The organism is Streptomyces sp. NPDC045955 (assembly GCF_056430805.1).
The window spans coordinates 181,037-201,232 of record NZ_JBWKKY010000006.1; the positions used below are offsets into that span (position 1 = coordinate 181,037).

General features: G+C 72.0%; 19 protein-coding genes. 13 read left to right on the plus strand and 6 right to left on the minus strand.

Annotated elements, in window-relative coordinates:
- Positions 1-911: 911 nt before the first annotated feature.
- Positions 912-1,781 carry a DUF4184 family protein gene (locus AC07F0_RS14585; RefSeq protein ID WP_478978565.1) on the minus strand — a complete coding sequence of 290 codons (870 nt, stop codon included), beginning with the start codon at positions 1,779-1,781 and terminating at the stop codon, positions 912-914.
- Positions 1,782-2,098: 317 nt separating this feature from the next.
- Between AC07F0_RS14585 and AC07F0_RS14590 the strand changes: the two genes are divergently transcribed.
- From AC07F0_RS14590 to pgfA, 3 genes are all read left to right on the plus strand, one after another.
- The gene (locus tag AC07F0_RS14590) at positions 2,099-3,841 is read left to right on the plus strand and encodes a lytic transglycosylase domain-containing protein (protein ID WP_478978568.1); all 1,743 of its coding nucleotides are present in this window, start codon (positions 2,099-2,101) and stop codon (positions 3,839-3,841) included.
- A gap of 138 nt (positions 3,842-3,979) precedes the next feature.
- The gene (locus AC07F0_RS14595; protein ID WP_356923094.1) at positions 3,980-4,114 is read left to right on the plus strand and encodes an SPW_0924 family protein; all 135 of its coding nucleotides are present in this window, start codon (positions 3,980-3,982) and stop codon (positions 4,112-4,114) included.
- A gap of 25 nt (positions 4,115-4,139) precedes the next feature.
- A complete protein-coding gene (gene pgfA / locus AC07F0_RS14600) occupies positions 4,140-5,132 on the plus strand; it encodes a cell envelope lipid trafficking protein PgfA (protein ID WP_478978571.1) in 993 nt (330 codons plus the stop codon).
- Here the strand turns inward: pgfA and hrpB are convergent.
- Positions 5,122-7,662: an ATP-dependent helicase HrpB gene (hrpB, locus tag AC07F0_RS14605; RefSeq protein WP_478978574.1), complete on the minus strand. Its 2,541-nt coding sequence runs from the start codon at positions 7,660-7,662 to the stop codon at positions 5,122-5,124. The two genes, pgfA and hrpB, sit on opposite strands and share 11 nt — an antisense overlap.
- A gap of 82 nt (positions 7,663-7,744) precedes the next feature.
- Complete coding sequence (locus AC07F0_RS14610) at positions 7,745-8,557, minus strand: class I SAM-dependent methyltransferase (RefSeq protein WP_478979123.1); 813 nt, start codon at positions 8,555-8,557, stop codon at positions 7,745-7,747.
- Between the two features lie 362 nt (positions 8,558-8,919).
- Here AC07F0_RS14610 and rpsA point away from each other — a divergent pair, with 362 nt between their 5' ends.
- From rpsA to AC07F0_RS14630, 4 genes are all read left to right on the plus strand, one after another.
- Entirely contained in the window at positions 8,920-10,419 is a 1,500-nt protein-coding gene (gene rpsA / locus AC07F0_RS14615) for a 30S ribosomal protein S1 (protein WP_338777465.1), read from the plus strand.
- Between the two features lie 172 nt (positions 10,420-10,591).
- Positions 10,592-11,530: a PAC2 family protein gene (locus tag AC07F0_RS14620; protein WP_478978577.1), complete on the plus strand. Its 939-nt coding sequence runs from the start codon at positions 10,592-10,594 to the stop codon at positions 11,528-11,530.
- Positions 11,531-11,582: 52 nt separating this feature from the next.
- A complete protein-coding gene (coaE, locus tag AC07F0_RS14625) occupies positions 11,583-12,203 on the plus strand; it encodes a dephospho-CoA kinase (protein ID WP_478978580.1) in 621 nt (206 codons plus the stop codon).
- A 50-nt stretch (positions 12,204-12,253) separates the two neighbouring features.
- Positions 12,254-12,634 carry a tetratricopeptide repeat protein gene (locus tag AC07F0_RS14630; protein WP_397619977.1) on the plus strand — a complete coding sequence of 127 codons (381 nt, stop codon included), beginning with the start codon at positions 12,254-12,256 and terminating at the stop codon, positions 12,632-12,634.
- A gap of 39 nt (positions 12,635-12,673) precedes the next feature.
- On the opposite strand, the gene AC07F0_RS14635 is transcribed toward AC07F0_RS14630, so the two are convergent.
- On the minus strand, positions 12,674-12,937 hold the full coding sequence (locus tag AC07F0_RS14635; RefSeq protein ID WP_399410075.1) for a DUF6343 family protein: 264 nt from the start codon (positions 12,935-12,937) through the stop codon (positions 12,674-12,676).
- Between the two features lie 161 nt (positions 12,938-13,098).
- On the opposite strand from AC07F0_RS14635, the gene AC07F0_RS14640 reads away from it, so the two are divergent.
- Both AC07F0_RS14640 and AC07F0_RS14645 read left to right on the plus strand, forming a co-directional pair.
- Positions 13,099-13,797: a class I SAM-dependent methyltransferase gene (locus AC07F0_RS14640; RefSeq protein ID WP_478978583.1), complete on the plus strand. Its 699-nt coding sequence runs from the start codon at positions 13,099-13,101 to the stop codon at positions 13,795-13,797.
- 140 nt (positions 13,798-13,937) lie between these two features.
- Positions 13,938-14,402 (plus strand): DoxX family protein, encoded by a 465-nt coding sequence (locus tag AC07F0_RS14645; protein WP_478978586.1) that lies wholly within the window; start codon positions 13,938-13,940, stop codon positions 14,400-14,402.
- Between the two features lie 18 nt (positions 14,403-14,420).
- On the opposite strand, the gene AC07F0_RS14650 is transcribed toward AC07F0_RS14645, so the two are convergent.
- Entirely contained in the window at positions 14,421-15,062 is a 642-nt protein-coding gene (locus tag AC07F0_RS14650) for an RNA-binding S4 domain-containing protein (RefSeq protein ID WP_478978589.1), read from the minus strand.
- Positions 15,063-15,196: 134 nt separating this feature from the next.
- Between AC07F0_RS14650 and AC07F0_RS14655 the strand changes: the two genes are divergently transcribed.
- From AC07F0_RS14655 to AC07F0_RS14665, 3 genes are read left to right on the plus strand one after another with little or no spacing between them, the layout of a single operon-like run.
- Positions 15,197-15,829 (plus strand): ArsR/SmtB family transcription factor, encoded by a 633-nt coding sequence (locus AC07F0_RS14655; RefSeq protein ID WP_478978592.1) that lies wholly within the window; start codon positions 15,197-15,199, stop codon positions 15,827-15,829.
- On the plus strand, positions 15,826-17,163 hold the full coding sequence (locus AC07F0_RS14660; RefSeq protein ID WP_478978595.1) for an MFS transporter: 1,338 nt from the start codon (positions 15,826-15,828) through the stop codon (positions 17,161-17,163). Before AC07F0_RS14655 ends, AC07F0_RS14660 begins: the two co-directional genes overlap by 4 nt.
- A 54-nt stretch (positions 17,164-17,217) precedes the next feature.
- A complete protein-coding gene (locus tag AC07F0_RS14665; protein WP_478978598.1) occupies positions 17,218-17,922 on the plus strand; it encodes a uracil-DNA glycosylase in 705 nt (234 codons plus the stop codon).
- Here the strand turns inward: AC07F0_RS14665 and AC07F0_RS14670 are convergent.
- The gene (locus AC07F0_RS14670; protein WP_478978601.1) at positions 17,919-18,587 is read right to left on the minus strand and encodes a GntR family transcriptional regulator; all 669 of its coding nucleotides are present in this window, start codon (positions 18,585-18,587) and stop codon (positions 17,919-17,921) included. The genes AC07F0_RS14665 and AC07F0_RS14670 overlap by 4 nt on opposite strands.
- Before the next feature lie 154 nt (positions 18,588-18,741).
- On the opposite strand from AC07F0_RS14670, the gene AC07F0_RS14675 reads away from it, so the two are divergent.
- Complete coding sequence (locus AC07F0_RS14675) at positions 18,742-20,193, plus strand: NCS1 family nucleobase:cation symporter-1 (RefSeq protein ID WP_478978604.1); 1,452 nt, start codon at positions 18,742-18,744, stop codon at positions 20,191-20,193.
- Positions 20,194-20,196: the final 3 nt, after the last annotated feature.

Here is a 20,196-nt window from a genome sequence, read left to right on the forward strand (position 1 = left end):
CCGCTACCTCGCTGGACTCGCGCGGGAGCTGTTCGCTCGCGAGATGGCGAGCGCCGTCCATTTCCGTGTCGCGCTGGGGGTCTCGGTGGGCGCGGGCTCGGACTGGGAGTCGGCGGCGCACTAGCGCGGAGCGGGGTGCCCTGGGCGGAGTCCTGAGTCGGGGGTGCCCGCCCCGCTACCTCGCTGGACTCGCGCGGGAGCTGTTCGCTCGCGAGATGGCGAGCGCCGTCCATTTCCGTGTCGCGCTGGGGGTCTCGGTGGGCGCGGGCCCAGACTGGGAGTCGGCGGCGTACTCGTCCGGCGCGCGTGCCCGCGGCCAGGCCCTGGGCCGGGGGCACCCGCCCCCACCCCGCCGAAACCCCGCGGAAAGCGTCACTCGCGTGGCCCCCGACAAAGGGCCCCCGCCCCCGGCGGTCGCAAAGATGCGGGCATGGGTATACGCACGCTCCTTTGCCGCACGGCCCCAGGCGTGGCACTCCCGCCGGTCCCGCCCTTCGCGGCCGCCGCAAGCACGGTCCGCGTCCCCGCCGGCCTCACCGCGGCCCTGCGCCGCGCGACGGCGGACCTCCGGCAGCGCTTGGCCAAGGGCCGACGGCCGGTCGATCCCACACGCGCCGCCGAAGCGTCCGCCGCGACGGGTCTCACCGGCGCCGGCGACCTGCCGGCAATCACAGGTCTCACCAGCCCCGACGACGTGGCCGAAATCCTCGGTCTCACCAGCGGCACAGCCCCCGCCGCCCAGCACCCGCGCCATGCCGATCGCCCCGGCAGGATCGATCGCCCCGGGAGGACCGGCCGCCCCTGGGCGGACCTGGCCCGTAGCTACCTGACGCTCGTCCTGACCCTGCTTCCCCGGCCCCGCCGCCCCGCGCACACCACCATCACCGTGTACATCGCGACGACAGCGCCCCTCAGCGAGCGGCCGACCGGCTCGGCTCCGCGCCATCGAGGCGGTCAGGACCGCCCGGGGCCGGGGCCGGGACCGGAGCCGGACGCCACGCCCTGACTCCCACGGCGTACAGCAGCAGCGCCGGGACGAGCCCCGCGCCCGCCCCGAAGCACACCGTCGGAATGATCTCCCACGGTTTCGCGCTCGAACCCCAGTAGGCCCACCACCGCGATGCCCGCTGCACCGCCCCCACCAGCACGAAGCCGCCGATCACCGCACCGGCCAGCCACCGGTCCCGCACCGACAGCGCCGGGACCCGCACCGGCTCGCGCACCGGCGCCCGCCGCACGGCCTGCGCCACGAACACGGCGATCACGACAGCGGCCACCGCCGAACCGCCGTACTGCAGGTACCAGTACAGCGGCGAACCCGCCACCTCCCGGCCCAGCACCGGAAACAGCCGCATCCCCCACCGGTCGAGATGCGTGAACGCGTCCCACACGACATGTGTCAGCGCGCCGAGCACCGCGGACGCGTACCACCCGAGCACCAGGGACGGCCGCACACGCGCGCGTGGCGCCCCGCCCCGCACCAGCGCGCAGACCCGTCCCTGGCGGGCCCGCGGCAGCAGCGCCACCAGCGGTTCACGCAGCAGCAGCCACAGCCCCACCAGCGCCCATGCGATGAGCACATCGACCGTGAACACACCCGGGAACGAGTGCGTGAGGTCACCGAACTCCATCGCCCCGGACACCGCACTCGCCGCGTAATAGGTCATGTCGGGCGCGAAGGAACCCGCCACGAGCACGGCGGGCACCAGCGGGCCCCGGCCGGTGCCGTCGGTGCGTATGGCGGGCAGTACGGCTGCCGCATGGCTCAGCGTGAACGGCAACTCGGCTCCTCGTGACGGTCGTTGCCCGGGCGATCGGATGGCCCAGTATGCGGGATTCCGAACACCGGCCCGCCCACCGCGCCCGCCTCATGACCAACCGGTGAAAAACGGGCACGAACGGGTGCCCGAGCAAAGGAAGTTGTCGTAGGGTCGCCAGGGTCACCGTGCCGGTGGCAGGAGACAGGCCTGTCGGAGGGCAACCGCTCGGGCCGGTCGATCGTCACAACAGGGCGAGCGCAACAGAAGTACGCGTACGCGACACAAGCGCGCGAGAGACAGAGACGGGCGCTCGGGCGTCCACGGGAGGGGTTCACTCTATGGCGGCGCAATTCGGCAGGAGGCTGTGCAAGGGGGCGGCAACCACCGCCGTGGCCGCGGTAGCGGTCGCGGCCCTGTCCGCCTCCCAGGCTCCTGGTGTGAACGACCACGGCAGACAGCCGACCGCGGACGCCACACCCTCACCCGACGCGAGTGCCTCCGACGGCAGCGCCACCGGCAACTCGCCGTACTACACGGACCTGCCGCCGCTCAACAGCCCGAGCCCGTCACCGAGCACCGGGCCGACCCCCACTCCCTCCGGTACTTCGGAGGCGGGCATCCCCGCGACCGTCCTCGACGCCTACAAGAAGGCCGAGGCCGCCCTGCGCGACTCCAAGCCCGGCTGCAACCTGCCCTGGCAACTCCTCGCGGCCATCGGCCGGGTGGAGTCGGGCCAGGCCCGTGGCGGCCGCGTCACCGCCGACGGCACCACCGTCTCGCCCATCCTCGGCCCGCAGCTCGACGGCAACGGCTTCGCCCTCATCAAGGACACCGACAACGGCGCCTACGACGGCAACAGCAGCTACGACCAGGCCGTCGGCCCCATGCAGTTCATCCCGTCGACCTGGGCCTGGGCCGGCCGCGACGGCAACGGCGACGGCAAGAAGGACCCCAACAACGTCTACGACGCCGCGCTCGCCGCCGGCCACTACCTGTGCCGCAACAACTGGGACCTGTCCGACCAGAACGACCTCGACCGCGCGATCCTCAGCTACAACAACTCGCGTGAGTACCTGAACCTGGTCATGCGGTGGCTGGAGTACTACCGCAAGGGCACGCACGAAGTCCCCGACGGCACGGGCACGCTGCCCGACAACCGCAGCGACGACGGCGCCGGGGCGAGCCCCTCACCCTCCACGCCGTCCACGCCCGGCGCGCCGGCTGCGGGCGGCTCCAAGCCCAAGCCCAGTCCCAGGCCCGAAAAGCCCGGCGGGGGCGGCACGACGACTCCGCCGAAGCCACCCACCACCCCGCCCGACTCCCCGAGCACGCCGCCCTCGACGTCTCCCACGCCCACCGACACGGTGCACCACCTGGAGGACGCCGGGACGGCGAAGCTCACCGCGATGGCGGGCGACGCGTTCACCAAGCGGATCAGCACCCGCGCCGAGACGAAGGCCGGCAAGGCCGTCGCCAAGGTCAGGATCCGCTTCACGATCGTCGGCGACACGGACACCACCTTCGCTGGCGGCGAGAGCGTGGCCACGGTCGCCACGAACAGCTCCGGAGTGGCCGTCGCCCCCGCACTCCAGGCGGGGGAGAGGGCGGGCGACGTCACCGTCCGGGCCACCGTCGTGGGCCGCATGGTCGCGGGCCTCGACTACACGGCCACCGTCACCGAGCGCGCCGCCGACAAGCTCGCGCGCACCGGCGACGCAGCAATGACCTGTGTCCCGGGCGGCGAGTTCGCCAACCGGGTCCAGGTGAAGGCGACGTACCAGGGCGCCGTCGCCGACGGTGTCGCGGCCACCGCCACCCTGATCAAGTCGGCCGACGACCCGACCGTCAATGACAAGGGCCCCTACTTCAAGGACGCCGACGGCAAGGCCGTACGCGCCCTGACGGGCCTGAAGACGGACGCGAAGGGACTGCTGACGCTGCCCAGGCTCTACGCGGACGACACCACCGGCACGTTCCTGCTCCGCGTCGACACCGAAGGCGGAGCGACCCTCACCGTCGAACTGACCGTGGCGGCTGCCGAGACGTCCTCACCGAGCCCTTCGGCCAGCCCCGGCGCGTAGCTCTCAGGTACGACGGACGACGCCCCTCTTTCACGAGGGGCGTCGTTGTGTGTGCAACGTGTTCTCATCTCCGCCGGGCGTTGCTACGGTGCCGAGAAACCTGACGGTGTATCAGCTCCGTCCGTGGGGAGGCCCCGTATGCGTGCCCTCGTCGCCGCCGCCATCGGCCTCGCCGCCGCGTTCGCCGTGGTCCTGACGCTGACCGCCCTCGCACAGCCCTCGGGTGGCACGTCCCCGAAGCCCCTGCTGACGACGGTGCCCGCACACCCCTGACCGCCCGCCCGGGAGGGAGGCCGAGATGCGCCGCAAGGCCGGCCTGGTCCTGCTCGCCCTCGCCGTGTTCTTCGCGGCGCTGTCCCCGCTGCTGCGCTGGTACGCCTTCCCGCGTCTCGCCAAGGTCCCCGCGAACCAGTACCAGGACATGGTCCTGGAGGCGGAGAACGCCACCCTCCTCGACTACGGCACGATGCGGGCCCGCACCGTCCCGAAGGTCACCATCGTGCAGACCCTCAAGGGCAACGTGGAGGCCTCCGAGCGGATCGAGGAGTCGGCGGGCCGCGACGTGGTCGTCTGGGACGGCCTGTCCTACGTCGTCGGCCCCGACGGCGCGATGGTGTCGAAGATCCCCGAGCGCTACATCTTCGACGCCCACACCCAGGACCCCGTCCACGCCACCGGCGAGATGGTCGACGGCGACCCGGTGCGCCGCGAGGGCATCGAGTTCAAATGGCCGTTCCTCACGGAGAAACGGGACTACGAGTACTTCGACGCCCAGGCCCGCGTCACCGCCCCCATCCACTACGAGGGCACCCGGGACTTCCGCGGCCTGGAGGTCTACTACTTCGAGCAGACCATCCCCTGGACCAAGGTGCGGATCCCGAAGACCCTGCCCGTGGAGGGCCTCACCCCCGAGTCCGTCGCCCAGACCGGCACGACCCGCTGGTACACCACGGTCCGCAAGTTCTGGGTCGAACCCCTCACCGGCGCCCCGGTCTACGGCGAAGAGCTCCACAAGGAGGAACTGCGCGGCGGCACCCTCCTCGGAGACCGGGACAAGGTGACCGCGTTCGCCGGGCACGTGAAGATGCGCGAGGACTACATCACGCACACCGTCGACCTGGTGAAGTCCCAGCGTCTGCTCATCCTGCTGATGACGTCCTTCCTGCCGTGGGGCTCCCTGGCCGTCGGCGTACTCCTGCTGGCCCTCGCGCTGTACCTGGAGGCCCGCGGCCGCCGCCCGTCCGGCCCGGCCCCCACGGAGGCCGAGGAGCCGTCACCGGTCAGCGCCTGAGCCGGGCGCTGGTGTACCGGGTCGGTTCCGCCCCGGCCGGGTCCTCGGGCCAGGGATGCTTCGGATAGCGCCCCCGCAGCTCCGCCCGCACGCCCCTGTAGCCCTCCTTCCAGAACGAGGCGAGGTCGGCCGTGACGGCGGCCGGACGCCCGGCCGGGGACAGCAGATGCACGAGCAACGGCACCCCGGCGACCCGGGGCGACTCCTGCAGCCCGAACATCTCCTGCAACTTCACCGCCAGTACGGGCTGCTCGGGCCGGGAGTAGTCGACGCGGATCCTCGACCCGCTCGGCACGGTGATCCGCTCCGGGGCGAGCTCGTCGAGCCGCCCGGCCTCACCGGAGGCCCAGGGCAGCAGCCGCGCAAGCGCCTGCCCGGCGGCGATCCGCGCCAGATCGGCCCGCCGCCGAGCCCGGCCCAGCTCCGGCTCCAGCCACTCCTCCACGCGCGCGTGGAGCGCGTCGTCGGACACGTCGGGCCACGGCTCACCGAGGTGCAGCCGCAGAAACGCCAGCCGCTGTCGCAGGACACCGGCCTCCGGCGACCACCGCAGCACCCCGAACCCCTCCCGCCGCAGCCCGTCGAGCAGCGCACCGCGTACCAGCCCCGGATCGGCGTCCTTCAACGGCCGCGCCGCCAACTCCACGGCCCCCAGCCGCTCCACCCGCCGCGCGACGACGTCCCCGCCGTCCCAGCGCACCTCGTCCCGCTCCTCGAGCAGCGCCCCCGCGGCGAGCCGGGCGACCCCTTCGTCGACGACGGCCCCCGACTGCACGCGCGCGTGCCCCTTGCCGACGGGCCGGTCCGCGACGGCCACGGCGACCCAGTCGGCCCCCCGCAGCCCGCTCCCCTCGCCGATCTCGGCACGTGTCCCGGACACCATCAGGCACGCCCCGCCGTCGACCCTGCCGACGCGTTCGGGAAAGGCGAGCGCGGCCACGAGCCCCACCTGCCGGTCCTCCGGGGCGTCGTCCCACTTCCCGGCCTCGACCTCTGGACGCGAGATACGGGGGTGCGGATGGGAAACCCCCGAAACGACGGCCCGCAGCCGCCGAACCTCGCTCCGCCACCGCGAGGCATAGGCGTCACCCCCACGCCGGGCACGACGCAACGCACCCGCGAGATCATCGCCGTACCCCCGAGGTGCCTCCTCGCTCAGCAGGGCGACGACTTCCGAGGCGCGCTCGGCCCCCACGAACGGAACGGAATCCACCAAAGCCCGCCCCAGCCGCGGATGAAGCCCCAGCCGAGCCAGCGCAGCGCCCCGCTCCGTGGCCCGCCCGACGGAGTCGACGGCCCCCACCGCCGCCAGAACATCCCGCGCCGCCGCCATCGCCCCACCCGGCGGCGGATCCAGCAACGCCAGCCCGGACGCGTCCGGATCCCCCCAGCACGCCACCTGAAGCGCGAACGCCGTAAGGTCGGCCACCTTGATCTCCGGTGCGGGAAAACGCGGCAGACGCGCGTCCTCGGCCTCCGCCCAGCACCGGTACACCGCCCCCGGCGCCTCACGCCCGGCCCGCCCCGCCCGCTGCCGTCCGGCCGCCTGTGACGCCCGTACGGTCGTCAGCGCGCTCAGCCCGCGCGCGTGGTCGACGCGCGGTTCCCGCGCCAGCCCGGAGTCGACGACCACGCGCACACCGGGAACCGTCAGCGACGACTCCGCCACCGACGTGGCCAGCACCACCCGGCGCCGCTCCCCGCCGGCCAGCACGGCGTCCTGGACGGCCGCGGGCGCCCGCCCGTGCACCTGGAGCACCTCGACGTCCCCGAGCCCCCCGAGCTGCCCGGCGACCCGGGCGATCTCGCCCACGCCCGGCAGGAAACACAGCACGTCCCCGTCCCGCTCGGCCAGTGCCCGCCGCACCACCGACGCCACATGCGTCAGCAGCGCCGGATCCACTCGCATCCCGTGCGGCGGCCGTACGGGCCGCACCGGCGGCGCCCACACGACCTCCACCGGATACGCCGTCCCGCGGGCCTCCACCACCGGGGCGCCGCCCAGCAGTTCGGCCCAGCCCTGCGCGTCGGTCGTCGCCGAGGCGGCCACCAGCCGCAGCTCGGGGCGGAGCGTCTGCCGTACGTCCCACAGGAAGGCCGCCGCCGTGTCCGCGTCCAGATGCCGCTCGTGGCACTCGTCGAGCACCACCACGTCCGTACGGGCCAGCTCCTGGTCCCGCTGCAGCCGCTGCACCAGCACACCGGTCGTGACGACCTCCACGCGCGTGTGCCGCCCGACGACGCGTTCCCCGCGCACGGTGTAGCCGACGCTCTCGCCGACCTTCTCGCCCAGTAGCCATGCCATCCGCCGCGCCGCCGCCCGTGCCGCGATCCGCCGCGGTTCGGCGACGATCACCCGCCGCCGGGGCGCCTCCCCGAGCAGCCCCGCCAGGACCAGCGGTACCAGGGTCGTCTTGCCGGTGCCGGGCGGCGCCACGAGCACGGCGGTGCCGTGCCCCTCCAGGGCGTCGTCCAGGGCGGGCAGGGCACCGCGTACGGGCAGGGCGTCCAGAGCGTCGTAACGGATCACGCCCTCAGTGTCGTACGGCGCGGAAGGCTCCTGTTCACGCGCGCGGGCCTCCGTCCCGCGTCCCGCCAGTCCCGTCGTCCCGTCAGTCCCGTTCGCACACGAAGATCGCCGTCCCCGGGATCAGGTTCCCGCGCAGTGGCGACCAGCCGCCCCACTCGGAGGTGTTCCAGGCCGGCCACTCCGGCTCCACCAGGTCCACCAGCCGGAAGCCCGAGGCCACCACGTCCCGGACGCGGTCGCCGAGCGTGCGGTGGTGCTCGACGTAGACCGCGCGGCCCTCCTCGTCCTGCTCGACGTAGGGCGTGCGGTCGAAGTACGACCCCGACACCGACAGCCCCTCCGGTCCCGGCTCGTCAGGGAAGGCCCAGCGGATCGGGTGCGTCACCGAGAAGACCAGACGGCCCCCGGGCCGCAGCACCCGGCGCACCTCCCGCAGCACCAGCCGCGGATCGGCGACGAAGGGCAGCGCCCCGTAGGCCGAGCAGGCCAGGTCGAACGAGCCGTCCGCGAAGGGCAGCGCGCCGGCGTCGGCGCACACCAGGGGAAACGGTCCGCCGATGCGCAGCGCGTGCTGCAACTGCCGGTGCGAGATGTCCAGGGCCACCGGGCGGGCTCCCTGGCCGGCCAGCCAGCGCGAGCACTGCGCCGCGCCCGCGCCGATCTCCAGGACGTCCTTGCCCTTCAGCTCCTCCGGCGGGCCGAGCAGCTCGGCCTCCACCTCGTCCAGCCCCTCGGGGCCCCACACGAAGCGGTCGTCGCCGAGGAAGGTGCCGTGCTCGGTCTGGTACTCGTCCGCGTTGCGGTCCCACCAGCCCCGGTTGGCCCGGGAGCTCTCGGTGACATCTGCGTCACGCCGGGTCGCCTCCGGTTCGGACGCTTCGGGCTCTTGGATGATCGGCTCCCTCGTCGTACTCTTCCGTCCAGCCGGTACCGGAGGTGTCCCGAAGGGGGCGTCACACGCCCTGCGTGGCCTCGGACGACACGACTTGTGCCGGGTATGCGGTCTTCCGCCCCGGGTGGGCGGCTTCGCGCATTGACCCTGCCCGGCTGCCCCCGTATGCTACAAGTTGCGCTGCGGGCCTGCGCACCTCAGACGTAGCAGGCTGCGCTCGCATCTGTATGTATGTCCCCTCGGTTGTCGAGGCGCCACCGATCTTGTGTGGCGCTTCCTTGGCTGTCCGGCTTCTGCAGAGCGAAACGGGCTCCCGGCGTAGCAGTACCTACGACTTCAATGTCCGTACCGGAGCCCTTTCCCACATGACGAGCAGCACCGAGACCACCGCCACCACCCCGCAGGTAGCGGTCAACGACATCGGTAACGAGGAAGCCTTCCTCGCCGCGATCGACGAGACGATCAAGTACTTCAACGACGGCGACATCGTCGACGGCGTCATCGTGAAGGTCGACCGGGACGAGGTCCTGCTCGACATCGGTTACAAGACCGAAGGTGTGATCCCGAGCCGCGAGCTCTCGATCAAGCACGACGTCGACCCCAACGAGGTCGTCGCCGTCGGTGACGAGATCGAGGCCCTTGTTCTCCAGAAGGAGGACAAGGAAGGCCGCCTGATCCTCTCGAAGAAGCGCGCCCAGTACGAGCGTGCCTGGGGCACCATCGAGAAGATCAAGGAAGAGGACGGGATCGTCACCGGTACCGTCATCGAGGTCGTCAAGGGTGGTCTCATCCTCGACATCGGCCTCCGTGGCTTCCTCCCGGCCTCCCTGGTCGAGATGCGCCGCGTCCGCGACCTCCAGCCCTACGTGGGCAAGGAGCTCGAGGCGAAGATCATCGAGCTGGACAAGAACCGCAACAACGTGGTCCTGTCCCGCCGTGCCTGGCTGGAGCAGACCCAGTCCGAGGTCCGCCAGACGTTCCTCACGACCCTCCAGAAGGGTCAGGTCCGTTCCGGCGTCGTCTCCTCGATCGTCAACTTCGGTGCCTTCGTGGACCTGGGTGGCGTCGACGGCCTGGTTCACGTCTCCGAGCTGTCCTGGAAGCACATCGACCACCCCTCCGAGGTCGTCGAGGTCGGCCAGGAGGTCACGGTCGAGGTCCTCGACGTCGACATGGACCGCGAGCGCGTCTCCCTGTCGCTGAAGGCGACCCAGGAAGACCCGTGGCAGCAGTTCGCCCGCACCCACCAGATCGGCCAGGTCGTGCCCGGCAAGGTCACGAAGCTGGTTCCGTTCGGTGCGTTCGTCCGCGTGGACGAGGGCATCGAGGGCCTGGTCCACATCTCCGAGCTGGCCGAGCGCCACGTGGAGATCCCGGAGCAGGTCGTCCAGGTCAACGACGAGATCTTCGTCAAGGTCATCGACATCGACCTCGAGCGCCGTCGCATCAGCCTCTCGCTGAAGCAGGCCAACGAGTCCTTCGGTGCCGACCCGTCCGCGGTCGAGTTCGACCCGACCCTGTACGGCATGGCCGCGTCCTACGACGACCAGGGCAACTACATCTACCCCGAGGGCTTCGACCCCGAGACCAACGACTGGCTCGAGGGCTACGAGAAGCAGCGCGAGGAGTGGGAGCGCCAGTACGCCGAGGCGCAGCAGCGCTTCGAGCAGCACCAGGCGCAGGTCATCAAGTCGCGCGAGGCGGACGCCCAGGCGGCTGCCGAGGGTGGCGAGGCCGCCGCTCCCGCCGCGTCCGGCGGTGGCGGTGGTTCGTACTCCTCCGAGGGCCCGGACAACTCCGGCGCGCTGGCCTCGGACGAGGCGCTGGCCGCCCTGCGGGAGAAGCTGGCGGGTGGGCAGAGCTGAACGCCCACTGAGCTGTAGCTCCTGACTGAGGGCCCGTACCTTTCGAGGTGCGGGCCCTCAGCGTGTGTCAGGGGCGTCGTCCCAGCCGCCAAGATCAATCTTCTCCTTCTCCGGGGAATGCCCATGCCCGCAACGGCGTTGTGGAGTATGAACACGAGGAGGAGCGGTCACTGTGCTTGATCCGCAGGGCTTGTACGCATGGGAGCCGAAGGGGCTGGCCGTCGTCGACATGGCGCTGGCCCAGGAGTCGGCCGGTCTTGTCATGCTCTACCACTTCGACGGATACATCGACGCGGGCGAGACGGGCGACCAGATCGTCGACCGGCTGCTCGACTCACTGCCCCACCAGGTCGTCGCCCGCTTCGACCACGACCGGCTCGTGGACTACCGCGCCCGCCGGCCGCTGCTGACGTTCAAGCGCGACCGCTGGAGCGACTACGAGGACCCCGCCATCGAGGTGCGGCTGGTCCAGGACGCCACGGGAGCGCCGTTCCTGCTGCTGTCCGGCCCCGAGCCGGACGTGGAGTGGGAGCGTTTCGCCGCGGCCGTGAAGCAGATCGTGGAGCGGCTCGGCGTCCGCCTGTCGGTGAACTTCCACGGCATCCCGATGGGCGTCCCGCACACGCGGCCCGTCGGCCTGACCCCGCACGGCAACCGCACCGACCTGGTCCCGGGCCACCGCAGCCCGTTCGAGGAGGCGCAGGTGCCCGGCAGCGCCGAGTCGCTCGTCGAGTACCGCCTGCTCCAGGCGGGGCACGACGTCCTGGGCGTCGCCGCCCACGTCCCGCACTACATCGCCCGCTCCCCGTACCCGGACGCGGCCCTGACGGTGCTGGAGGCCATCACGGCGGCGACCGGTCTGGTGCTGCCCGGCATCGCCCACGCACTCCGCTCGGACGCCCACCGGACCCAGACGGAGATCGACCGGCAGATCCGCGAGGGCGACGAGGACCTCATCGCGCTCGTCGAGGGCCTTGAGCACCAGTACGACGCGGTCGCGGGCGCCGAGACCCGGGGCAACATGCTCGCCGAGCCGGCGGACATCCCGTCGGCGGACGAGATCGGCCGGGAGTTCGAGAAGTTCCTGGCAGAGAGAGAAGGCGACAGCTGAGCCCGGGAGACCTGGACAGGGCCCTGCCCTCGGCAGGGCCTAAGCTCGGCTCATGCTGAAGGTGGGTCTGACCGGCGGTATCGGCGCCGGCAAGAGTGAGGTGTCACGGCTGCTCGTCGAGCGCGGTGCCGTGCTGATCGACGCGGACCGCATCGCACGGGAGGTCGTCGCGCCGGGGACGCCGGGGCTGACCGCGGTCGTGGACGCCTTCGGCGAGGAGGTGCTCGCGGCCGACGGCAGTCTGGACCGGCCCAGGCTCGGCTCCATCGTCTTCGCCGACGCGGCGAAGCTCGCCACGCTCAACGCGATCGTGCACCCGCTCGTGGGCGCCCGTTCCCGCGAGCTCGAAGAGGCCGCAGCCGACGACGCGGTCGTCGTGCACGACGTCCCGCTCCTCACGGAGAACGGCCTTGCGCCGCTGTACGACGTCGTGATCGTCGTCGAGGCGAGCCCCGAAACCCAGCTCGACCGGCTCGTCCGGCTGCGCGGCATGACCGAGGAGGACGCACGCGCGCGGATGGCCGCCCAGGCGACCCCCGAGCAGCGCCGGGAGATCGCCGACATCGTCATCGACAACGACGTCCCGCTGGAGTCCCTGGAGCGCCGCGTGAAGGACGTGTGGGCCGAGCTGGAGCGCAGGTCGCGGGCGTCCCGGCCGTCCCCGCAGGAATAGCGGCACCGCCCGGGGGCGTTGAACCCTTGCAGTGAGGGAAGGACTCTGCCGTGCCCGAGACCAGCGGTTCGACCGGACGTACACCGGAGACGCACGTCATCGACTTCCGTGCCGCCGAGCAACTGCTCGCCGCGCGGGACCCGCGGGGCGCGGTGAAGCTGCTCGACCGAGTCATCGCCGCGCACCCGGAGAACACCGCCGCGCGGCTGCTGCGCGCCCGTGCCTTCTTCGCCGCGGCGCAGCTGCGGCCCGCGGAACTCGAGTTCTCGATCGTCCTGGAGCGCGAGCCGGACAACGCGTTCGCGCACTTCGCGCTCGCCCGCACGTATGAGCGGCAGAACCGCCCCGACCAGGCCAAGCGCCACTTCCGCCTGGCCGCCGCGCTGGACCCGAACCCGCGGTTCCTCAAGGCGGCGCGCTTCGACTCGTGAGCGGCCGCCCCTGTCCGTCTCAGGGGTGATCCGGCCGCCTCAGGGATGATCTTCCGGTGGACGGTAGGGCGGGATGTCGGGGCCCGGCTGGTAGTGCGGGCCCTGGCGGATGTGCCTGAGGACGATGACGAGGTCGACCGTGACGACCAGGAGCAGCGCGCCACAGGCGATGGCCCAGCCGGTCCGCCCGGCGAGCGTGAAGGCGACCGTCCCGAAGAGCGCCCAGACCAGCCCCCACAGGCTCAGCCAGAAGCGCGCCCGCAGGGCGCTGCGCGCCGTCCTCGGTTCACTGCCTGTACGCATCACGATCTCCACTCCTGTGTGCAACGTACTCCCCACCGCGGATGCCCACCAACAGGGGGAGCCGAGGCCGACGCGCGACATCGTTCACCCGGGCGGGTGAACGCGGCCGAGACGGGAACGGGCGTGCGGGTGCGGTCCGTTGGGCGGGCATGGAGCTGAAAATGCGTGAGGGGTACGAGGGGACGGGACCCGGGGCCATCACCCCGGACGGCTGCGCGGTGGAGCTCTACTCCCGGCTGCCCGTCGGGGACGAGCCGGAGATCATCGCGGCGGCGGTGCCGGCGGGCGCGCGCATCCTGGAGCTGGGCAGCGGCGTCGGGCGCATGACCCATGCGCTGCTGGAGCGCGGGTTCGAGGTCACGGCGGTGGACGAGTCCGCCGACATGCTGGAGCGGGTACGCGGGGCGCGGACGATATGCGGCCCGATCGAGGACCTGGACCTGGGCGAGAGGTTCGACGTTGTGCTGCTCGCGTCGTTCCTCGTGCACGCCGGGGACACCGAGGTGCGGCGGGGCCTGCTGCGCACGTGTGTGCGGCATGTCGCGGAGGGCGGCTGCGTGCTGATCCAGCGGGAGGGCGAGGACTACCACGTGAACGTGCCGCGCGAGCGGGTGGACCCCAGCGGTTTCACCGTGCGGATCGTGTCGTCGGAGCCGGTCGGCGACGGGGTCAACTCGGTCCGCGCGGAGTACGAGTTCCCGGACGCGGTCTGGACCCAGACCTTCCGGGCACGACCACTGACCAGGCAACAGTTCGAGGAGGCGCTGGAGGAGACGGGCCTGAGGGTGGACCGGTACCTGACGGAGGACGGGGTCTGGGTGCGGGCGGTGCCCGACGGTCAAGGCAAGCAGGGTGCGTGAGGCACCGGACAGTGCGGGGGAGTCCGGGCTCCCCACCTTCTGCCAGTACGGCGTCGGCGGGCCCGCGGCGATGAGTTCGAGGGGGAGGGGCGGTCTACCCCTGTGACATCCTCACGGACCGCTTCCCCCAGGAGATCTCCATGTCCGAGACCAACCCTCCCGCCACCGCCATCTCCTCGGCCACGGCCGGTGTCGTCGTCGCCGAGTCCGCGACCGCCCGCGGGCGGCGTGCCCGGATCGCCCTTCGTGGTCTCCAGGTGCTGCTCGCCCTCGTCTTCGGGATCGCGAGCGCCGTGCCCAAGCTGATCGCGCACCCGTCGGCTGCCGAGTCGTTCGAGAAGCTCGGCTGGGGCAGCGCGGGAATGTACACCATCGGCGTGCTCGAACTGGCGGGAGCGGTCGCCCTGTTGATCCCGGTGCTCCAGTCGGTGGCGGCGATGGCGCTGGGCGCGCTGATGGTGGGCGCGTTCGTCGTCCAGATCGCCGTCATGGACGGGCAGTACGCGGCGACGCCGGTCATCCTGATGGTGCCGCTCGCCCTCATCGCCTGGGCGCGGCGGGGGCACAACGCGGAGCTGCTGCGCCTGCTGCGGCTCCGGGCCTGACCGTGCCAAGTGCGCTGCTCACGGCCTCGGTTGGCCGGACCCCCCGCGGGGACCGTGGCCGAAGCCGCTGCCGGGGCCCGGGCCGGGGACAGGACCCGGACCGGGGCCGGCCAGGCCGCGCAGGCGTTCCATTTCGCGGCGGTCCCGCTTCGTCGGGCGGCCCGCGCCGCGGTCGCGGATGCCGGCCGGGGCGACGGCCTCGCGGGGCGGGGGCGGCGGGGAGTTGTCGACGTAGCACTGGGCGGCCACCGGGGCGCCGACCCGCTTGCGGATGAGCCGTGTCACGACGACGACCCGCTCCCGGCCCTCGTGCCGCACGCGCACCTCGTCGCCGACGCGTACCGCGTGGGCGGGCTTCACGCGCTCGCCGTTGACGCGGACGTGTCCGCCCCGGCAGGCGGTGGCGCCCAGGGAACGGGTCTTGACGAGGCGTACGGCCCAGATCCAGCTGTCGACACGGACGGTCTGGCCGCTCTGCGGCCCGGCGGCCTCGGCAGCGGCGATGGCTGCAGCGACCTTCGGGTCCGCGGTCTTCGGCTCCGCGGTCTTCGGGCCCACGTCGTCCACGGTCTTCGGATCCACGGCCTTGGCGTCCACGGTCTTCGAACCCACGGCCTTCGTGTCGCCCGTCCCGTCGTACTCCGTGCCTTCAGAAGCCATGTCCCCGACCTTAGTCCTTCCCGTCAACTGATTTCGGGCCGTCCGGACAGGAGATCAGCCCTCGCCCGACTCTACAAAATAAGTTTTGCAAAAACTCTTTTGTTGAATGGCTGTGGCGGCCTACCCTCCCCGGCATGGACAGCGACGAGCACAAGCGCGTACTCGACCCCGAGCACGACACGGACGCCCTGAAGGCCCTCACCCACCCCCTGCGCATCCGGCTGCTCGGTCTGCTGCGTCAGGACGGGCCCGCCACGGCCAGTGAGCTCGCCGCGCGGACGGGGGAGTCCTCGGCGTCGACCAGTTACCACCTGCGGGTACTGGCGAAGTACGCGTTCATCACCGAGGCCGAGCATCGTGACGGGCGGGAGCGGCGCTGGCGGGCCCAGCACACCGTGACGTCGTGGAGCAACGAGGCGATGGAGTCCTCCGAGGCGGGCCGTGCCTTCGTCAGCCTGGCGCGGCGGCGGCAGCTGGAGCACCTGGAGATGTCCCTCGCCCGGCATGAGGCGGACATGGCCGCCGGGCGGTTCGGCCAGGAGTGGGTGGAGCCGTCCGGCATCAGCGACCTCATGCCCAGGCTGACGGCAGAGTCGCTCACCGAACTCTGGCACGCCGTGGCCCGGAAGCTGGAGGAGCTGACGGCCCGGGACGCGGACGACCCCCGCGCCGAGAACGTTCTGTTCCTGACCGCCGGGCTGCCGCTCGCCCCGCACGACCGTGGGGACACGGGCCGCCAGGAGACGGACCGCGAGGACGCCTCGTGACCGAGCTGCCCGAGCTGACCCCGCTGCGGACCGTTCGCCGCCGTTACGTCACCATCTGCGCGCTCTTATGGCTGCCGTCGGGCCTCGGCTTGGCCTCGATGGTCCTGCTGTTCAGCGAGCGGGGCATGTCCCTGGCCGCGGTCGCGGGGCTCTTCGCCGTCCACTCGCTGACGGTGGCCGCGCTGGAGCTGCCCACGGGCGGGCTCTCCGACGTCCTCGGGCGCCGGCCGGTCCTCGCCGCGGCCGGTGTACTCAACGTGGTCGCCTGCGTGCTGGTCGGCCTCGGCACCACCGCGTGGGTGCTCACCGCCGGCATGGTGCTCATGGGGGCGGCCCGTGCCCTGTCCAGCGGTACCGCCGAGGCGTGGTACGTCGACACCGTCCAGGAGCGCTCCGGCCCGGACGCCGAGCTGCGCACGGGCCTGGCCCGGGGCGGCTCCGCGACCTCCGCCGCGCTCGCGGCCGGCCTGCTGCTCGGCGGTGCCCTGCCCTGGCTGCTCGGTCTGGGGCCCGACCTCGGCGCCCGGCTGAGCGAGGCGACGGCCGGGGCGGTGCTGCCCTTGTCCGTCCCCATGCTGCTGGGAGCCGCCGTCAGGGTCGTCCTCGTCTGCTACGTGCTGGCCGTGCTGCGGGAGCCGCCGCGACCGCCGGCCACCCTGCGTTCGGTGCTGCGGGGCGTCCCGGTCACCGTCCTGGACGGGCTGCGGCTGGGCGGCCGGGACGTGCTGGTCCGCCGGGTCCTGCTCACCGCCGCGGCCGTCGGCGGCGCCCTGGCCGCCATCGAACTGCTCATCCCGGGCCGCACCGTCGAGCTGACCGGAGCGCCCGGCTCCGGAGCGATGGTGTACGCCGCGCTCGCCTGCGCGGGCTTCGTCTGCAACGGTGCCGGCAGCCACCTCGCGCCGCTCGCCGCCCGGTTCGCGGGCAGTGGCGAGCGGGCCGTGCTGGTCTGTCTCGTGGCGGGCGCGGGCGGCATGCTGCTGCTCGGTGTCACCGCGACCAGCACGCACCCGCTCGCCACGACCCTCGCGGTCGCCGGCTTCTGCTTGCTCTACCTCGGCGTCGGTGCCGCGTCCCCGAACCAGAACGACCTGCTGCACCGCCGCGTCACCAGCGCCGGCCGCGCCACCGCCCTGTCCGTCCAGTCCCTCGCCCTGCAACTGGTCGGCGCGCTCGCCGGCCTCGTCGTCGGCGCGTTGCGGCCGGGCCCGCTGCCGTGGCTGCTGACCGGTGCGGTGCTGTTGTCCGGGGCCCTGCTCTGGCTACGCCGCGTCGAGACCCGGTCCGCGCCGGGCGCGACCGTCACCCCGGGCTCACGTGCCGGCATGCCCTGAGCCTTCTGCTTCCCGGTGAGGGGGGGCCGTCCCACCGCCGCCTACGGTGGAGTCATGGACGCCAGCGGTCTTCCTCTCCTGGACCAGCGCATCACGGACTGCCGGGCCTGCCCGCGGCTGGTCTCCTGGCGTGAGGAGGTGGCCCGGACCAAGCGAGCCGCCTACGCGGACTGGACGTACTGGGGGCGGCCGGTGCCCGGGTTCGGGCCGGCGGACGCCCGGCTGCTGATCGTCGGACTCGCCCCCGCCGCGCACGGCGGCAACCGAACCGGCCGGATGTTCACCGGCGACCGCTCGGGAGACGTCCTGTACGAGGCGCTGTACGACGTCGGCCTCGCCTCCCGGCCCACCGCCGAGCACGCCCACGACGGCCTGGAGCTGTACGGCGTACGCGTGACCTCGCCCGTGCACTGCGCCCCGCCCGCGAACAAGCCGACCCCTCAGGAACGGGACACCTGCCGCCCCTGGCTCGTGCAGGAGCTGCGGCTGCTGCGCCCGACGCTGCGGGCCGTGGTCGTGCTTGGCGCCTTCGGCTGGCAGGCCGCGCTCCCCGCGTTCGCGGAGGCGGGCTGGTCCGTGCCCCGGCCCCGGCCCGCCTTCGGCCACGGCGCCCGGGTCCACCTGGACGGCCTGGAGCTCTTCGGCTGCTTCCACGTCAGCCAGCGCAACACCTTCACCGGCCGGCTCACCCCTGCGATGCTGCGCGACGTGTTGCGGACGGCCGCGCGGGCGGCGGAACTTCCCACCGAAAGCGGCTAAGGAACCTCCTCCCCGAAAGCCTCCTCCCCGAACAGGTGCCGCACCGTGGAGCGGTAGTTGGTGCGTACGTGCGTGAGCGCGTGCGCGCGGGCCCGCTCCGGGTCGCCCGAGGCGATCGCCTCGTACAGCTCGCGGTGCTCCACGAGGAGTTGCGGCCACTCCTCGTTGCGCCGGGTCATCCAGCGCAGCCGGCCGGCGACCGGTTCCAGGGCCTCGGTCAGCAGGCTGTTGCCGGCCATCGCCACGATGCGGTCGTGCAGGCGGCTGTTGAGATCCGTGATCAACTCGGCGTCACCGGCCCCGGTGGCGGCGGCCGCGCGGTCGAGGAGCTCCTGGACCTCGGCCAGGTCCCGCGGTGTCGCGCGGGACGCGGCGAGTCCGGCGGCGTAGACCTCCAGGGCCTCGCGCAGTTCGAACAGTTCCTTGACGTCGGTCGGGGTGAGACGGCGTACCACCGTGCGCCGGGGTGTCTCGAAGTGGACGAAGCCCTCGGCGACGAGCGCCCGGATCGCCTCCCGGACCGGAACGCGCGAGACGCCGAAGCGCTCCGCCAGCTCGCGTTCGACCAGGCGGTCGCCGGGGCGGAGGCTGCCCGCGATGATCTCCTGCCGCAGGTCGGCCGTGACACGTTCGCGCACCGCTCCGAGGGGTTCGATCTTCGTCATGGCCCCCATCTTCGCCGACGCGGAGTCACTTTTACGGAGCGTTAACAAGAGCGACATCGGTCAGAACGGTTGACGGCGAGACCATGTGCGCAGTTTGGTATACCAAACCCCTCGCAGAGCAGTCCTCCTTTGTCCCCTTGCTCATGGAGGCCCCGTGTCCCTCGCCGACCGTGCCGCAACCACCGACACCCCAGCGTTCGTCCCCGATCCACGGCTCACCAACGAAGACCTCGCGCCCACCAAGAAGCGCAACTGGAAGGTCTTCGACCTCTTCGCCATGTGGATGTCCGACGTCCACAACCTCGGCAACTACACCTTCGCCGCCGGACTGCTCTTCCTCGGCATGAACGTCTGGCAGATCTTCACGTCCCTGCTCGTCGGCTTCGTGATCATCTACATCGGCATGAACTGGATGGGGAAGATCGGGCAGCGCCACGGCGTCCCCTTCCCGGTCGTCAGCCGGATCGCCTTCGGCGTCTGGGGCGCCAACATCCCGGCGCTGATCAGGGCCGTGATCGCCATCATGTGGTACGGGATCCAGACCTACCTGGCCTCCGTCGCCGTCAATGTGATGCTGCTCGCGGCCTGGCCGGGCCTGGAGTCGTGGACGCACAACTCCTTCCTCGGGCTGGACGCGCTCGGCTGGGTCTCCTTCGTCGCGCTGTGGCTGGTCCAGGCGGCGATCATCAGCCGGGGCATGGAATCGGTCCGCAAGTTCCAGGACTTCTGCGGTCCGGCGATCTGGCTCGTGATGATCGCGCTGGCCGTGTGGATCCTCGCCAAGGCCGGCTGGACGATCTCGCTCACCTCCACCCCGCACCCGGTGTCCGTCGGGGAGCAGTGGCGCCAGTGGTTCGGCGCGATCGGCCTGGTCCTCGCCACGTACGGCACCCTGATGCTCAACTTCTGCGACTTCTCCCGCTTCGCACCCGACTACAAGTCCGTCAGGCGCGGCAACTTCTGGGGCCTGCCCGTCAACTCCACGGCCTTCGTGATCGTGTCGGTCATCGTCACGGCGGGCGCCTTCGAGGTCTTCGGCAAGGAGATCACCGACCCGGCCTACCTCGTCGCCGAGATCGGCAACACCTGGGTGCTGGTGCTGGGCGCGCTGACCTTCGCCATCGCCACCATGGGCGTCAACATCGTCGCCAACTTCGTCTCACCGGCGTACGACCTTGCCAACGTCTGGCCGCAGAAGATCACCTTCAAGGTCGGCGGCATGATCAGCACGGTCGCGGCCCTGCTCGTCACGCCCTGGAACCTCTTCTCCAACCCGACCGTCGTGAACTACTTCCTCGGCGGCCTCGGCGCCTTCCTCGGCCCGCTGTTCGGCGTGATCATGGTCGACTACTACTGGGTCAAGCGCGGCCGGGTGAACGTCGACGAACTGTTCGACGCCACGCCCGGCTCCCGCTACCACTACCGCAAGGGCTTCAACCCGAAGGCGCTGTGGGCGTTCCTGCTGGCGGCCGGCGTCGCGGCGGTCCTCGCGCTGGTGAAGACCTTCAGCGACGTCGCGCCGTACTCCTGGTTCATCGGCACGGCGCTCGCTGCCGGACTGTACGCGGCGCTGTGCCGCCCCGAGCGCGCCACCGCGGAGGTCTGAGAG

Coding starts and splice junctions, on each gene's coding strand:
- AC07F0_RS14590 (WP_478978568.1), top strand. CDS start 2,099: ATGGCGGCGCAATTCGGCAGGAGGCTGTGCAAGGGGGCGGCAACCACC.
- AC07F0_RS14595 (WP_356923094.1), top strand. CDS start 3,980: ATGCGTGCCCTCGTCGCCGCCGCCATCGGCCTCGCCGCCGCGTTCGCC.
- pgfA (WP_478978571.1), top strand. CDS start 4,140: ATGCGCCGCAAGGCCGGCCTGGTCCTGCTCGCCCTCGCCGTGTTCTTC.
- rpsA (WP_338777465.1), top strand. CDS start 8,920: ATGACGAGCAGCACCGAGACCACCGCCACCACCCCGCAGGTAGCGGTC.
- coaE (WP_478978580.1), top strand. CDS start 11,583: ATGCTGAAGGTGGGTCTGACCGGCGGTATCGGCGCCGGCAAGAGTGAG.
- AC07F0_RS14635 (WP_399410075.1), bottom strand. CDS start 12,937: ATGCGTACAGGCAGTGAACCGAGGACGGCGCGCAGCGCCCTGCGGGCG.
- AC07F0_RS14640 (WP_478978583.1), top strand. CDS start 13,099: ATGCGTGAGGGGTACGAGGGGACGGGACCCGGGGCCATCACCCCGGAC.
- AC07F0_RS14645 (WP_478978586.1), top strand. CDS start 13,938: ATGTCCGAGACCAACCCTCCCGCCACCGCCATCTCCTCGGCCACGGCC.
- AC07F0_RS14650 (WP_478978589.1), bottom strand. CDS start 15,062: ATGGCTTCTGAAGGCACGGAGTACGACGGGACGGGCGACACGAAGGCC.
- AC07F0_RS14655 (WP_478978592.1), top strand. CDS start 15,197: ATGGACAGCGACGAGCACAAGCGCGTACTCGACCCCGAGCACGACACG.
- AC07F0_RS14665 (WP_478978598.1), top strand. CDS start 17,218: ATGGACGCCAGCGGTCTTCCTCTCCTGGACCAGCGCATCACGGACTGC.
- AC07F0_RS14670 (WP_478978601.1), bottom strand. CDS start 18,587: ATGACGAAGATCGAACCCCTCGGAGCGGTGCGCGAACGTGTCACGGCC.